At 62.0% G+C, this 13,948-nt stretch carries 12 protein-coding genes; 8 read left to right on the top strand and 4 right to left on the bottom strand.

Annotated elements, in window-relative coordinates:
* Nucleotides 1–160: 160 nt before the first annotated feature.
* The 3 genes from IZ6_RS05985 to IZ6_RS05975 are packed head-to-tail and all read left to right on the top strand — an operon-like array spanning nt 161 to nt 3,490.
* Nucleotides 161–1,495 carry an NAD(P)/FAD-dependent oxidoreductase gene (locus IZ6_RS05985; protein WP_222877087.1) on the top strand — a complete coding sequence of 445 codons (1,335 nt, stop codon included), beginning with the start codon at nt 161–163 and terminating at the stop codon, nt 1,493–1,495.
* Complete coding sequence (locus IZ6_RS05980) at nt 1,492–2,298, top strand: DUF1365 domain-containing protein (RefSeq protein WP_222877086.1); 807 nt, start codon at nt 1,492–1,494, stop codon at nt 2,296–2,298. The genes IZ6_RS05985 and IZ6_RS05980 overlap by 4 nt, the downstream gene beginning before the upstream one ends.
* On the top strand, nt 2,285–3,490 hold the full coding sequence (locus IZ6_RS05975; protein WP_222877085.1) for an SAM-dependent methyltransferase: 1,206 nt from the start codon (nt 2,285–2,287) through the stop codon (nt 3,488–3,490). Before IZ6_RS05980 ends, IZ6_RS05975 begins: the two co-directional genes overlap by 14 nt.
* A gap of 3 nt (nt 3,491–3,493) precedes the next feature.
* Here the strand turns inward: IZ6_RS05975 and IZ6_RS05970 are convergent, their stop codons facing one another.
* Complete coding sequence (locus IZ6_RS05970; protein WP_222877084.1) at nt 3,494–4,522, bottom strand: PdxA family dehydrogenase; 1,029 nt, start codon at nt 4,520–4,522, stop codon at nt 3,494–3,496.
* Nucleotides 4,523–4,768: 246 nt separating this feature from the next.
* On the opposite strand from IZ6_RS05970, the gene IZ6_RS05965 reads away from it, so the two are divergent.
* From IZ6_RS05965 to IZ6_RS05955, 3 genes are read left to right on the top strand one after another with little or no spacing between them, the layout of a single operon-like run.
* Nucleotides 4,769–5,839, top strand: a complete 1,071-nt coding sequence (locus tag IZ6_RS05965) for a tartrate dehydrogenase (RefSeq protein ID WP_222877083.1) — start codon at nt 4,769–4,771, stop codon at nt 5,837–5,839.
* A gap of 20 nt (nt 5,840–5,859) precedes the next feature.
* Entirely contained in the window at nt 5,860–7,281 is a 1,422-nt protein-coding gene (locus tag IZ6_RS05960) for an MmgE/PrpD family protein (protein WP_222877082.1), read from the top strand.
* Between the two features lie 18 nt (nt 7,282–7,299).
* Nucleotides 7,300–8,241, top strand: a complete 942-nt coding sequence (locus tag IZ6_RS05955; RefSeq protein ID WP_222877081.1) for an alpha/beta fold hydrolase — start codon at nt 7,300–7,302, stop codon at nt 8,239–8,241.
* A gap of 78 nt (nt 8,242–8,319) precedes the next feature.
* Here the strand turns inward: IZ6_RS05955 and IZ6_RS05950 are convergent, their stop codons facing one another.
* The 3 genes from IZ6_RS05950 to IZ6_RS05940 form a co-directional block, all read right to left on the bottom strand.
* On the bottom strand, nt 8,320–9,876 hold the full coding sequence (locus IZ6_RS05950; RefSeq protein ID WP_222877080.1) for a tripartite tricarboxylate transporter permease: 1,557 nt from the start codon (nt 9,874–9,876) through the stop codon (nt 8,320–8,322).
* A 9-nt stretch (nt 9,877–9,885) separates the two neighbouring features.
* Nucleotides 9,886–10,386, bottom strand: a complete 501-nt coding sequence (locus IZ6_RS05945; RefSeq protein ID WP_222877079.1) for a tripartite tricarboxylate transporter TctB family protein — start codon at nt 10,384–10,386, stop codon at nt 9,886–9,888.
* Between the two features lie 69 nt (nt 10,387–10,455).
* Nucleotides 10,456–11,445, bottom strand: a complete 990-nt coding sequence (locus IZ6_RS05940) for a Bug family tripartite tricarboxylate transporter substrate binding protein (RefSeq protein ID WP_222877078.1) — start codon at nt 11,443–11,445, stop codon at nt 10,456–10,458.
* Between the two features lie 276 nt (nt 11,446–11,721).
* Here IZ6_RS05940 and IZ6_RS05935 point away from each other — a divergent pair, with 276 nt between their 5' ends.
* Together IZ6_RS05935 and IZ6_RS05930 are read left to right on the top strand one after the other, a co-directional pair.
* Nucleotides 11,722–12,816: an AbrB family transcriptional regulator gene (locus tag IZ6_RS05935; RefSeq protein ID WP_222877077.1), complete on the top strand. Its 1,095-nt coding sequence runs from the start codon at nt 11,722–11,724 to the stop codon at nt 12,814–12,816.
* A 5-nt stretch (nt 12,817–12,821) separates the two neighbouring features.
* Nucleotides 12,822–13,901 carry a tartrate dehydrogenase gene (locus IZ6_RS05930; protein ID WP_222877076.1) on the top strand — a complete coding sequence of 360 codons (1,080 nt, stop codon included), beginning with the start codon at nt 12,822–12,824 and terminating at the stop codon, nt 13,899–13,901.
* The last annotated feature ends 47 nt before the right edge of the window (nt 13,902–13,948 follow it).

The following is a 13,948-nucleotide window of genomic DNA, read 5'->3' as shown; positions in this document are numbered from 1 at the left end:
CCAAGGAGCCGGAAGGGTTTGGATCGCGCCATTCATCAGGCCTTTTTACGAAGCAAAGCAGGTTTTGGATCAGTCCGGTTGATCCAAAAAGCCTGAGCCTTCGTATCAGCTTATAGCAGCCCCAGCGCTCCGGGCGATGGCTGCCGAGCTGGAGGGCTTTATGGAAGCGGATCTTTCAGACGGACCGCTTAATATCGCAGTTATCGGGTCGGGAATTTCCGGCCTTTCCTGCGCCTGGCTTTTATCGGCCCGCCACCGCGTCACACTCTATGAGCGTGCCGAGCGGCTGGGCGGGCATGCGCATACGGTCGATATCGGCACGAAGCGGCCTTTGCCCGTCGACACCGGCTTCATTGTCTATAACGAGCGCACCTATCCGAACCTCACGGCGCTGTTTTCCCATCTCGGCGTTCCGACAAAGCCGTCGGATATGTCTTTCGCCGTCTCGCTCGGCGGCGGGCGTCTCGAATATTCCGGCACCGGGTTTGGCGGCTTGTTCGCCCAGAAATCCAATCTCTTTCGCCCGCGCTTCTGGTCGATGCTGCGCGATCTGCGCCGCCTTTACCGCAACGCACCGAAGGATCTCGTGCGGCTTGCCGACAGCGACATCTCGCTCGGCAGTTATCTGAACCGCGAAGGCTACAGCGCCGCGCTCCGCGACGATCACATCCTGCCGATGGCCGCAGCCATCTGGTCGACGGCGGCGCGCGATGTGCTCGATTATCCTGCGGCAAGCTTTCTGCGCTTTTGCTGCAATCACGGCCTCCTGCAGCTGAACGACCGACCCGAATGGCGCACCGTCGACGGCGGCAGCCGCGTCTATGTCGAGAAGCTGGCGCGCCGGATCTCCGGCACGATCTATACCGGCGCCGGCTCCGCGCGCGTGCGGCGCACGGCAAACGGGGTCATCGTCGATCACGGCAATGGCCGCAAAACGCTTTTCGACCGCGTCGTCATCGCCACGCATGCCGATCAGGCGCTGGCTTTGCTCGATGACCCTTCACCGGACGAACAGCGCCTCCTTGGCGCGTTCCGCTATTCGAAGAATCTTGCCGTGCTGCATTGCGACGAGCATCTGATGCCGATCCGCAAAACCGCCTGGTCGAGCTGGAACTATCTCGATGCCAATGACGAACTCTGCGTCACCTATTGGATGAACCGCCTTCAGGGCATTGAAGGACGCAATCTGTTCGTCACGCTCAACCCCGCTTATCCGCCGCGCGCCGGCACGATTCTGATGAGCGAGCTTTACGAACATCCGCTGTTCGATGGCGCGGCGATGCGCGCGCAAGAGGAGTTGTGGTCGCTGCAGGGCGAGCGCCAGACATGGTTCTGCGGCGCGCATTTCGGCTCGGGATTCCACGAGGACGGCCTGCAATCGGGGCTCGCTGTCGCCGAACAGCTCGGCGGCGTCCGGCGGCCCTGGAATGTCGAGAACGAGAGCGGGCGCATTCATGTGCGCTCTGTCGGCATGACGGAGCACGCACCGTCATGAGTTTTTCCTCCGGCATCTATACCGGCTCCGTCACCCATGTCCGGACACGGCCCAAAAAGCACCGATTGTCCTATCGCGTGTTCTGGTTCCTGCTCGATCTCGACGAACTGGAAACCCTGTCGAAGTCGCTGCGCTTCTTCAGCCTTGGCCGTTTCAATCTGTTTTCGTTTTCGCAATCCGACCATGCGACCGCGAGCAATGTCCCGCTGCGCCGGCAGATCGAAACCGTGCTGACGGATGCCGGGCTCGATCTTCCGGGCGGCGCCATCCGCCTTCTCTGTATGCCGCGCGTTTTTGGCTATGTGTTCAATCCGATCTCGGTCTATTTCTGCCATCGCAAGACGGGCGAGCTGGCCGCGATCATCTATGAAGTGACCAACACCTTCGGTCAGCGGCATTCCTATCTCATCCCCGTCGATCGCGACGAGGCCAGGCAGCGCCAATCGATCAAGCAGTCGGCGCGCAAAGAGCTGTACGTCTCGCCCTTCATCGACATGAACATCACTTATGACTTCCGGGTGATGGAGCCGGACGAAACCGTCTCGCTCACGGTGCGCGGTTCCGACCCTGAGGGGCTTTTGATCTCAGCCTCGATGATCGGCATGCGTTCGGAGTTTTCGGACCGCGCGCTGATCCGCGCCGCGCTCACCCACCCCCTTCTCACACTCAAAGTCGTCGTCGGCATCCATTGGGAGGCGCTGAAGCTGTGGGTCAAAGGCGTGCGGCTGACGCACCGGCCTGCCCCGCCGTCCTCTCCCGTAACATTCGTGACTTCAAAGGCGGTTTCCGATGTCCGCACATAACCAGACCGCCTTCACGCTGCCGGGCACCGTTCCCTCGCGCCTGACGGCGCGGCTGCTGAAAGCCGTGCTGGGGCGCGTTCATTGCGGCACGATCCACGTCCACCTGCCGAGCGGCGAGCCGCTCGAGGTGCGCGGCGATCATGACGGGCCCTCTGCCTCGATCATCCTTCGCGACTGGCGTGCGCTGAGGCGCATTGCGATGTCGGGCGATCTCGGTTTTGCCGCGGGCTTTATCGAAGGCGAATGGACAAGCCCCGATCTGCCGGCGACCATCGAGTTCTTTGCCCGCAATGCCAACGCGCTCGATGCCGCCGGGCGCTCATGGGCGGCGCGGGTCGCCTCGCAGGTCTGGCACCGGGCGCGCAGCAATACGCGCACCGGAAGCCGCAAGAACATCCAGTTCCATTACGATCTTGGCAATTCCTTCTACCGGCTGTGGCTGGATGGCGGCATGCAATATTCCTCGGCGATCTACGCGCCGGGCGACACGCTGGAGACGGCGCAGGCGCGCAAGCTCGACCGCATTCTCGAACTGCTCGATCTCGATGGCTATGAGCGCGTGCTGGAGATCGGCTGCGGATGGGGCGCGGTGGCGGAACGTGTTCTCGACGAGGGCTGTTCGCTGACCGGGCTGACGCTGTCGAATGAACAAGCCGACTATGCGCGTACACGCCTGAACTCTTTCGGCCAGCGCGCCGATATCAGGCTCGAGGATTACCGCGATGTCACCGGCCGCTTCGACCGTATTGTCTCCATCGAAATGATCGAAGCCGTCGGCGAGAAGTACTGGCCGTCCTATTTCGACGTGCTGCGTGAGCGGTTGGCCGACGGTGGCTCCGCCGTCATTCAGGCGATCACTATCAATGAGGACAGGTTCGAGAGTTACCGCCGCAACCCGGATTTCATCCAGCGCTATATTTTTCCCGGCGGCATGCTGCCGACAAAGACCTCAATGCGCGCGCATGCCAAAGCGGCCGGCCTTGACCTTGTGCATTCGGAAGCCTTCGGCCTCGGCTATGCCAACACCCTCGCCGACTGGCGGCAGCGTTTCCATACGGCGCGCGAAGATGTCGAGAAACTCGGCTTCGACCGCCGCTTCCTGCGCATGTGGGATTACTACCTCGCTTATTGCGAAGGCGGTTTCCGCGCCGGTACGATCGATGTCGGGCTTTACGTGTTCAAGAGCCGATAAGCCTCATGCCGCTTTGGCGCGGGCCGCCTTTTTGCGGCTGGCGACCTGCGAGGCAAGCTGCACCGCCGATTCGAACGCACCGATATTGGCAACGCCCTTGCCGACGATGTCGAAGGCGGTGCCGTGCGCCGGTGTCGTAAAGACGACGTCGAGTCCGGCGGTGATCGTCACGCCCTTGTTGAAGCCCTTGAGCTTCGTCGCGATCTGACCCTGGTCGTGATACATCGCCAGCACGCTGTCATAGTCTCCGGCAAACGCCTTCAGATAGACGGTGTCGGACGGGAACGGGCCTTTGCAGTCGATACCCTGTTTGGCCATGTGTTCGACGGCGGGGCGGATGATGTCGATTTCTTCCGTGCCGAACAGACCGCCCTCGCCCGCATGCGGGTTGAGCGCGGCGACCGCGATGCGCGGCTTTTCGATGCCGGCCATGCGCATGGTCTCATCCGCGAGCTTCAGCGCCCGGCAGATCGAATCGAAAGTGACCTGCTCGACCGCCGTGCGCAGCGAGACATGCGAGGTGACGCGCGTCATCCACTGGCCCTCGAGCACGTTCATTTCGCTGAACATGCCTTTGTGGTCGAGAAGATGGGCGAACATTTTGTGTTCGTCCGGGAATTCCCAGCCACCCTTGAACATGGCCTGCTTGTTCAGCGGCGCGAAGGTGATGCCGTCGAGCTCGCCGGCTTTGGCGAAATCGATGGCGCGGGCCAAAGTATCGCCCGTCAGCTTGCCGGATTTGGGGCTGGCGACGCCGAGGGGAAACTCGGCCGGATCGGTATTGCCGAGATCGACAATCGGGATGCCGTCCGCCTCCCAGTCGACCGCGGCCGGCGACTGATAGCGGTGGAGATTGAGCTTCACGCCCGCCTGCTTGGCGCCGAATTCCAGAACCCGGCTATCGCCGATCACGACCAGCCTTGCGACCTCATTCATCCGCCCGGCCGCCAGGAGCTTGGCGGTCTGTTCCGGACCAATGCCCGTGCAGTCGCCGGGGGTGAGAGCAATTACGGGCCGGTCACTGGCGGTCATCTCAAGGTCTCCACGGATGTGCGTGGCCCGAAGAGAGACTCCTTCCGGCCTAAGTGTCAACAGCCTCGACAACCAACAGGACCATAAAAATCATCACTGAAAGAGCCATTACTTACTGATATTATTGTATTTTCTGTCGTTTATCGGACTTCAAACACCGAACCTTCATTCAGACTATTGTTGACAATTCAGCGCGCTCTGATCAGTTTGGGCCCAAGGCGTCTCCAGGAGCGCCGGGGAGGATCCATGCGCACATACCGTATCGCCGTCATCCCGGGTGACGGCATCGGCAACGAGGTTTTGCCGGAAGGCCAGAAGGTTCTCGAAGCATCCGCCGGGGGCCGTTTCCGGCTCGACTGGCAGCAGTTCGACTGGAGCTGCGAACGCTTCGCCAAAACGGGCGCGATGATGCCCAAAGACGGGCTCGACCAGATTCGCGATTTCGACGCGATCTATCTCGGCGCCGTGGGTTTCCCGGGCGTTCCCGACCATGTGTCGCTGTGGGGTCTTCTGATCCCCATCCGCCGCAATTTCCACCAGTACATCAATCTGCGCCCGGTGAAACTCCTGAAGGGCGTCGACAGCCCGCTGAAATCGCCCGGCGATATCGACTTCTATGTCGTGCGCGAAAACAATGAGGGCGAGTATTCCAATATCGGCGGCCGCCTGTACGAAGGCAGCGAGGCCGAGCTGTGCATGCAGCAATCGATCTTCTCGCGCCGCGGCTGCGACCGCGTGATGAAATACGCCTTCGAACTCGCCAAAACCCGCAAAAAGCACGTCACCTCGGCGACGAAGTCGAACGGCATCAGCCATACGATGCCCTATTGGGACGAGCGCTTTGCGGCGATGACCAAGCAATATCCGGATGTAAAGGCCGATGTGTATCACATCGACATTCTGACCGCGCATTTCGTGCGCAATCCGCACTGGTTCGACGTCGTCGTCGGCTCGAACCTCTTCGGCGATATCCTGTCGGATCTTGGCCCCGCGGTTGTCGGCTCCATCGGCATTGCGCCGGGCGCCAATATCAATCCCGAGAAGGAATACCCGTCCATGTTCGAGCCGGTGCACGGCTCGGCACCGGACATCGCCGGAAAGGGTATAGCGAACCCCATCGGCCAGATCTGGTCGGGCGCAATGATGCTGCGCCATCTCGGCGAAGAGGAAGCAGCTCAAACCATCGAGCGCGCCATCGAAACCGTCCTTGCGGACGGTAAGAGCCTGACCCGCGATCTCGGCGGCAAAGCCAACACGAAAGAACTGGGCGATGCGCTCGCGAGCATTGTTCGCGAAACGACGCACGCTCTGGCCTGATGATTTTGAGGAGTTGATCGATGACCTTGCACCAGACCAATCCCGCGCTCGACCGTCCGGCCGTCGAAGGCCTGACCAAGGAAGCGGCGGAATTCATCGTCAACACCTCATCGGTCCCGGCCGATGTGATCGAGATCGGCAAGAAATCGATCCTCGACGGCATCGGCCTTGCGCTGTCGGGCTCGGTCGCGAAATCGGGTGAGCTCGTCCGCACCTATCTGAAAAACGTAGGCATCAAGGACGGCAGCGCGACGGCGATCGGCATGAGCATGAAAGTGCCGCCGCGCTTTGCCGCTTTCGTCAACGGCGTCGGCGTGCATGCCGACGATTTCGACGACACGCAGCTCGCGGTCGCCAAAGACCGTGTTTACGGGCTTCTGACGCACCCCACCGCGCCCGCCCTTCCCGCGGCACTCGCTGTCGCGGAAGACAAAGGCGCGTCAGGTTCGGAGGCGATGCTCGCCTATCACATCGGCGTCGAGCTTGAGTGCAAGATCGCCGAAGCGATCAATCCGCGTCATTACCAGCACGGCTTCCACGCCACGGCGACCTGCGGCACCTATGCCGCCGCGGCGGCCGCAGCGAAGCTGAAGAAGCTGAGCGTCGAGCAGACGGTGCGTGCGCTCGGCTGCGCCGGCAGTCAGTCGGCGGGCCTGCGCGAAAATTTCGGCACGATGATGAAGCCATTCCATGCAGGGCGCTCATCCGAGAGCGGCGTTGTCGCCGCCGATTTCGCCGAGCTCGGCTGGACGACGACCGACAAGATCCTGGAAGCGCCGCGCGGCTTCTTCCAGGCGGCCGGCGGCGGCTGGGACAATGGCGCGATCCACGGCAAGCTCGGCAAGCCCTGGACCTTCGCGAACCCCGGCGTCTCGATCAAACCGCATCCGTCGGGCTCGCTGACGCATCCCGGCATGACCGAACTGCTGCGCCTGATGAAAGAGCACGGTTTTGCGGCGGCGGATATAGAGCGCGTCGATGTCGGTACCAATCAGAACATGCCGAACGCTCTGATCCATCACCGTCCGAAGAACGAGCTTCAGGCGAAGTTCTCGATGGAATTCTGCATGGCGATCCTTCTTATCGAAGGCCGCGGCGGACTGCCCGAGTTCACCGATGAAGTCGTCGAGCGCGCCGACGTGAAGAAGATGATCGAGAAGATCAACTTCCATGTCCATCCGGAGGCGGAAGCTGCCGGCTACGACAAGATGACGACGATCCTCGACATCCATCTGAAGAACGGCAAGACGATTTCGGGCAAAGCCGATTTCGGCAAAGGCTCGCCGGCCAATCCGATGACCTATGACGAAGTCGCCGACAAATTCCGCGGCTGCGCCGAGTTTGCGAAATGGCCGACGCAGAAGGCCGAAGCCATTATCGAGACCGTCCGCACGCTCGAAACACTGAAGAACATTCGCGATCTGATGAAGCTGTGCGCCTGAGGCGCCGGGAGGACCCTAATGCTGACTACCGTAGACGTTCCGCCGCTCGTCCAGTCGAAAAGCCTGATGGAAGGCTTCGAGCGGCGGCGCATCAAGACACGCGGCGCCGAGATCAATGTTGCGATCGCCGGCAGCGGCCCTCCTCTCCTGCTCATTCACGGCAATCCGCTGACGCTTGTCAGCTGGCACAAGGTGGCACCGTCTCTGGCGCGCGACTTCACCGTCGTTGCCATCGATATGCGCGGCTATGGCGACAGCTCAAAGCCTGACGGGCTTGAGGATCATTCCGGCTATTCGTTCCGCGCCATCGGCCAGGACGCCTTTGAAGTCATGGACCAGCTGGGCTTCGATAAGTTCGCCATTGCGGGTCACGACCGCGGGGCGCGCGTCGGCTTCCGCATGGCGCTCGATAAGCCGGAGCGCATCACGCGCTATTGCGCGCTCGACATCGTGCCGACCCACCATGTGCTGAACAACATCACGCTCGGCTGGGCGTCGGAGAGCTATCACTGGTTCTTCATGGCGCAGAAAGCGCCCTTCCCCGAGAAGCTGCTCGGCGCCGATCTCGACTATTACATGCGCTACAAGCTCAACAAGAAAGGCGTCGGCCTCGAGATCTTCACCAAGGAAGCGATGGACGAATATGTCCGCTGCGCGACCCCGGAGCAGATCCATGCCGTGTGCGAAGACTACCGCGCGACGATCACCGTCGATCTTGAGATGGACACCGCCGATTTCGGCAAAAAGACCATTTCCTGCCCGACGCTCGTTCTGTGGGGCTCAAACAGCCATTGCGGCCGCCATTTCAAAGTGATCAAGGCCTGGTCGGAATGGTGCGACGACCTGCAGGGCTTTGCCATCCCGACCGGACATTACCCGGCCGAACACCGGCCCGATCTCGTCTATGCCGCCTTCTGGCAGTTCTTCCGCGGCGAGAAAGTCAAAACGCCGGCGGCCTGAACCTCGCAATCATCGGACAATAAAAAACGCCGGGCTCCATAAGCCCGGCGTTTTCATTTGCTGTGTCAGTATGCCCGGTCAGCGCTTGGCGCCGGCGAGCTCCTCGCGGTGCAGCGCTTCCATAGCGGCGGCTTCGGCCGCTTCCGCCCTCGCCTGCTTGCGCTTGCCCCAGGCCGTCATCGCCAGCGAAGCCAGCATGATGAAGACGATCGCCAGCGCCGCGGGCCGCTCGAACAGATAGAGCGGATTGCCGCCCGAGAGCTGATAGGAACGCAGGAACTCCGTCTCGAGCATGCGGCCGAGGAGAAGACCGACGACCACCGCCGCGACCGGATATTCGTAGCGGACGAGCGCAAAGCCGAGCAGCGCGAAGATGAAGAGCGTGATCGGCCCCGAGACGTCACCGGCCACCGCATAGGTGCCGAGCGTTGCGATAACGAGAATGACCGGCAGGATGTAGCGTGTGCGAACGCGCACCACATTGGCGGCGACATAGATGAAGCCGATGCCGACGACGAGAAGTGCAATCGCCTGGACGATATTATTCAGGATGATCGCGTAGACCATGGGCTTCTGCGACTGGATGAAGCTCGGGCCCGGCACGATGTTGTGCATCATGAAGGCGGCAAGCAGGATCGCCGTCGCGCCGCCGCCCGGAATGCCGAGCGCCAGCATGGTCGCCATCGATCCGCCTTCGGCGGAGGCGACCGCCGATTCAGCCGCGATAACGCCTTTCGGATTGCCTTTGCCGAAGGTGTGGCCGTCCGAAGACGTACGCTTCGTCTCCGCATAGGCAATGAGATTGCCGATCGAGGAGCCGACACCCGGCACTGCGCCGATAATAATGCCGATCAGCGAGCCGCGGAACAGCACGCCCGGATATTTCAGCGTGCCCCAGCAGCCGGCGAGAATGCGCTTGACGCTGACTTCGCGTGCGCCCTCGGCATCGAGGATGTAATCCTTGCCGGCAAGCGTCAGAAGCTGGCCCGCCGCCAGAAGGCCGATCATCGCCGGGACGGTCTGCACGCCGTCGAGCAGAACCGGCATGCCCATCGTGCCGCGGGTGAAGCCCGCAGTGTTCATGCCGATCATGCCGAGCAGGATGCCGAGCGCCGCCGCAAGAAGACCGCGCGTGATGTATTTCGAGCCGAGCGAGCCGAGCAGAAGCATGCCCCAGATCGCCACCGCGAACATTTCGACCGGACCGATCTTCAGCACGATATCGGCCATGGGCTCGACGACGAGCAGAAGAAGGACGTAGCCGAGAATGCCGCAAATGGTCGAGGCGAACAGCGCGTAGCCGAGCGCCTCATTGTGCATGCCCTTTTTCGACATGGCATAGCCGTCGAACGTCGTCGCATAGGATGCGGGCGAGCCGGGTATGTTCATGAGAATGGCCGGCACCGAGCCGCCGAAACCGGCGCCCGTATAGACCGAGGTCAGGAACACGACCGCCGAGAAGAAATCCATGTAGAGCGACATCGGCAGAACGAGCGCCATCGCCATGGTGATGGACACGCCGGGAATGGCGCTGAAGACAAGGCCGATAATGAGGCCGGGGACGATCCAGCCCCACGACCCGGCCGATGTGGCCATGATGCCGAGAGCATCCGAGAAAGCTGCAAAATCAAACATCGGATCGCCTCAGAGCAGCAGAGTGAACATGGGATAGGACATCAGCGCCTTGAAGCCGTAGATCGTCACGACCGTGACGATGGCCGAAAAGCCCGCAAGATGCAGCGGACGGCGCTCGCCGCAGATCACCATGGTGACGGCGGCAAACAGGAAGATCGCCACATCGAAGCCGATATAGGCCATCGAGAACACGAAGACGCCGAGCGCGGCACCAAGCGTGAGCATGCGGATGACCTGCTTGCGCTCGGTCGGCAGCTTCGGCGCCAGCGGATCGTATTGTTCGGGATCTTCTTCCACGACGGCGGCGTCGGCGCGCTTGAAGCATTGCGGCACGATGAACAGCGCGAGCACAAGGCCCAGCACAGCTGTCGGCGCAACGAGCAGAAGATTGTTGACCTTGGTCGACACGTGAACCGCGTCGTACAGGAACCAGGCCATGTAACCGAAGAGGAAGGTCAGAAAAGCAAGGTGGCCGTAATCGGCCTTATATGTAGGGCGTCCCGGACGCATATCGCGCCTCCGCTATATTTACGAAAAGCGATGCGAAGCGGGCGCAGTGCGCGCCCGCTTCGCTGATTGTCACTTCAGGAGGTCGGTGTATTTCGACATCGTCGCGGCGTTGTCGAGGAAGGCCTTCTGCGAGGCTTCCGGGCCATACCACGTCGTCGCGAGGTCCTGCTTCTTCAGGGCCGCCACCGCTTCCGGATCCTGGCTGGCTTTGGTCACCGCAGCTTCGATCGCCTTATAGACGTCCGGAGCTTCCTTCTTCAGTGCGGTGGAAACCGCCCAGCCGCGCTGCGAACCATCGACCATGTCCTGCTTGATGCCAGAGGCGGCGATCAGCGGCGCATCCGGCATCCATTCGGCCGGCTTCGCAGCATACATCGCCAGCGGCGTGATCTTCTCCTTGAGCGGAATGAAGCCTTCGCCGCCGACAAAGCCGACATCGACCTGACCGCCCGCCGTGGCGTTACGGTTCGGACCGCCGCCGTCATAGGTGACGATGCGCAGCTTGGTGTGATCGATACCGGCGGCCTTCATGGTGAGAACCATGTTGCAGAAGTCGGCCGAAGCCGGCTGCACGCCGATGCTGAGGCTGGTCGGATCCTTCTTCAGCTTTTCGATGACTTCCTTGAAGTCCTTGATGCCGCTGCCACTCGCAGTCGCGGCGAGCGTATAGTCGCGCGAGGGCAGATTGATCATCTGGAAGTCTTCGTTCTTGTAGGGCGCGCCCTGCAGATAGACCGTCAGCGGAATATACGGCGACGCCGAGGTGCAGAGGATCGTGTAACCGTCATTGGCCTGCTGCAGCGCGTAAGTATGGCCAAGCTGGGTGCCCGCCCCCGGCTTGTTGACGATGACAGTCGGCTGGCCGAGCGCCTTTTCGAGATAAGGCGCAAAGGCGCGCGACAGACGGTCATTGTAACCACCCACCGCGAACGGAACGATCACATTGATCGGACGGTCCGGATAAGCGGCACGGGCGATATTGGGCAGGCCGAGCGTGCCGGCCGCCAGAAGGCCGCCGCCCGTCAGTTTCAGAGCATCACGTCTCGTGAGTTTCGACATTGGAATCCCTCCCGACCGGCCCGTCTGGTTAGGCGGCGGCGATGAATTCGCGGCCGCCGGAATGCGGATGCTCGGTCTATGGGAAGCCTGATCCTCCCGCGGTCAACTGTCAACAGTCCAATTTCAAAATGACGGTTGCACAGGGGAGTTGCCTCCAAAGGGACACCAACTGTTGACAATTTAAGGCCCCAAATGTCCAATCCGCCGTGTCCTCGCTCCGGGCCCCATGGCCCCCGACCAACCCGCGCGGGCCTTAAAGGCAGAATTGGCTAGGGCATGAGCGTGGGACAGTTCGACAGAGTGTGCACCGGGCTCGAGGGGCGGCCCTGGACCCGCCTCGCTTTGACCCTGGTCATCGGGGCGATCGGCGGCTTTGCCGCCTCATCGATCAACATGCCTCTCGCCTGGATGCTCGGGCCTTTCATCGCAACCGCCGCCGTCAGCCTTTCGGGCGTCCCGCTCCGCGCGATCCCTCATGGACGCGAACTCGGCCAGGTCATCATCGGCCTGTCCGTCGGCATGCGGTTCACCGTCTCGGTCCTTGCCGCAACCTTCGCGCTTTTGCCGGCGATGTTCCTGTCGATCACCGCGGTCATGGTGGTGACGACGCTCGCCGCTTTCCTTCTGATCCCCCTCGCCCGCGTCGACCGCACAACAGCTTTCTTTGCGACCGCGGCCGCCGGCATGGCGGACATGGCCCATATCGCTGAGGCGCGCGGTGGCAATCCGAGCGCGGTCGCTGTCGTTCATGCCATTCGCGTCGCTCTCGTCGTCTTGACCGTGCCGCTCCTCGTTTTTGCCTTCGGCGAACATGGAACGGTGACGCCGCCGGACAGCCGGGCCAGCCACGATCTTCTACTTGTCGCTCTCGCCATCGCGCTCGGCTACGGCTTCTCGCGTCTTTTCGGCCTAACTAAATTTCCAAATCCCTGGCTGATCGGCGGCGTGCTCTTCGGCGGCGTCCTCGGCGTGACCGACCTTCTTGTCGTTTCCATCCCGCGCATCATCCTGATCGTCAGCCAGCTCGCCATCGGCGTGTCGCTCGGCGCCAAGTTCGAGCGCGAGCTGATCGTCAAGCTGCCGCGCGTTGCGATGGGCGCTGTTATCGTCAGCATCATCCTCATTCTCGCCGCAGCCGCCGGCGCGCTCGTTCTGTCGCAGCTCACGGGCCTGCCCTATTCCGTGAGCCTGTTGTCGATCGCCCCTGCTGCCGTGACGGAAATGACCTTGACCGCACAGGCGATGGGCGTCGATCCGCAGATCGTGACGGCCTTCCACGTGATGCGCGTGTCTCTCGTCGAAGTCTCTATTCTCGTGGTCTACGCGCTCTTCCGGAAGATCGCCGGCGCCACGCTCAAAGCTGAGGAGTAATCTAAATGCGCACCTACAATATCGCCGTGATGCCGGGCGACGGCATCGGAACCGAAGTCATCAGCGCGGGCTGCGAACTCCTGACGGCGGTCGCGAAAGCGCATGGATTCGGTTTCAAGTTCGAACATTTCGACTGGGGTTCGGACTATTACCGCAAGCACGGCGTGATGATGCCGGAAGGCGGCGTCGACCGGCTGCGTCCCTTCGATGCGATATATTTCGGCGCGGTTGGCGATCCTAAAATTCCCGATGCGGTGACGCTCTGGGGCCTTCGCCTTGCGATCTGCCAGGGCCTCGACCAATACGCCAATGTCCGCCCCACCCGCCTTCTGCCGGGTCTCAAAGGCCCGCTGCGTCCCGAACTCGGCGCCGGGATCGACTGGGTGATCGTGCGCGAAAATTCCGAGGGCGAGTATGCCGGCGTCGGCGGCCGTGCCCATGCGGGCCTGCCGCTTGAAGTCGGCATGGATGTCGCCGTATTCACGCGCGGCGGTGTCGAGCGCATCTGCAAATTCGCCTGCGATCTCGCCCGCTCGCGCCCGCGCAAGAAACTGACCATCGTCACCAAATCGAACGCGCAGCGTCACGGCATGGTGTTCTGGGACGAAACCTGCAAACGCGTGATTGCCGATTATCCGGATCTTGAGATCGACTGGATGCTGGTCGATGCCATGACGACGCGCATGGTGCTGAAGCCGGGCACAATCGACACGGTTCTGGCGACCAATCTCCACGCCGACGTTCTGTCGGACCTTGCCTCCGCCGTCGCAGGCAGTCTCGGCATCGGCGCAACCGCCAATCTCGACCCGAGCGGCGCCGGCCCCTCGATGTTCGAACCGATCCACGGCTCGGCCTTCGACATTACGGGCAAAGGCATCGCCAACCCGATCGGCTCGTTCTGGACGGCGGCGATGATGCTGGACCATCTCGGCGAGCCGAAAGCTGCGGCCGCGGTGATGCAGGCCATCGAGACAGTAACGCGCTCGGGCAAAGTCATGCCGCCCGATCTCGGCGGCTCGTCCGGCACGAAAGACGTCACGAAGGCCGTGCTCGACGCCCTTCAGGGCGCCCTCACCCCGGCTTAAAAACAAAAACGGCGCTGCCGGAAGGCAGCGCCGCTTCAAAACTAAAA

Origin of the sequence: Terrihabitans soli (genome assembly GCF_014191545.1) — a bacterium.
Lineage (GTDB): Bacteria > Pseudomonadota > Alphaproteobacteria > Rhizobiales > Methylopilaceae > Flaviflagellibacter > Flaviflagellibacter soli.
Note: the sequence above shows the minus strand (reverse complement) of the source record. Positions and strands in the feature narration are given on the sequence as shown.

What these genes read in the sequence shown, in the direction of transcription:
- IZ6_RS05940 (WP_222877078.1), bottom strand. Translation starts at nt 11,445, where the DNA reads ATGTCGAAACTCACGAGACGTGATGCTCTGAAACTGACGGGCGGCGGC.
- IZ6_RS05950 (WP_222877080.1), bottom strand. Translation starts at nt 9,876, where the DNA reads ATGTTTGATTTTGCAGCTTTCTCGGATGCTCTCGGCATCATGGCCACA.
- IZ6_RS05945 (WP_222877079.1), bottom strand. Translation starts at nt 10,386, where the DNA reads ATGCGTCCGGGACGCCCTACATATAAGGCCGATTACGGCCACCTTGCT.
- IZ6_RS05985 (WP_222877087.1), top strand. Translation starts at nt 161, where the DNA reads ATGGAAGCGGATCTTTCAGACGGACCGCTTAATATCGCAGTTATCGGG.
- IZ6_RS05955 (WP_222877081.1), top strand. Translation starts at nt 7,300, where the DNA reads ATGCTGACTACCGTAGACGTTCCGCCGCTCGTCCAGTCGAAAAGCCTG.
- IZ6_RS05960 (WP_222877082.1), top strand. Translation starts at nt 5,860, where the DNA reads ATGACCTTGCACCAGACCAATCCCGCGCTCGACCGTCCGGCCGTCGAA.
- IZ6_RS05975 (WP_222877085.1), top strand. Translation starts at nt 2,285, where the DNA reads ATGTCCGCACATAACCAGACCGCCTTCACGCTGCCGGGCACCGTTCCC.
- IZ6_RS05965 (WP_222877083.1), top strand. Translation starts at nt 4,769, where the DNA reads ATGCGCACATACCGTATCGCCGTCATCCCGGGTGACGGCATCGGCAAC.
- IZ6_RS05935 (WP_222877077.1), top strand. Translation starts at nt 11,722, where the DNA reads ATGAGCGTGGGACAGTTCGACAGAGTGTGCACCGGGCTCGAGGGGCGG.
- IZ6_RS05930 (WP_222877076.1), top strand. Translation starts at nt 12,822, where the DNA reads ATGCGCACCTACAATATCGCCGTGATGCCGGGCGACGGCATCGGAACC.
- IZ6_RS05980 (WP_222877086.1), top strand. Translation starts at nt 1,492, where the DNA reads ATGAGTTTTTCCTCCGGCATCTATACCGGCTCCGTCACCCATGTCCGG.
- IZ6_RS05970 (WP_222877084.1), bottom strand. Translation starts at nt 4,522, where the DNA reads ATGACCGCCAGTGACCGGCCCGTAATTGCTCTCACCCCCGGCGACTGC.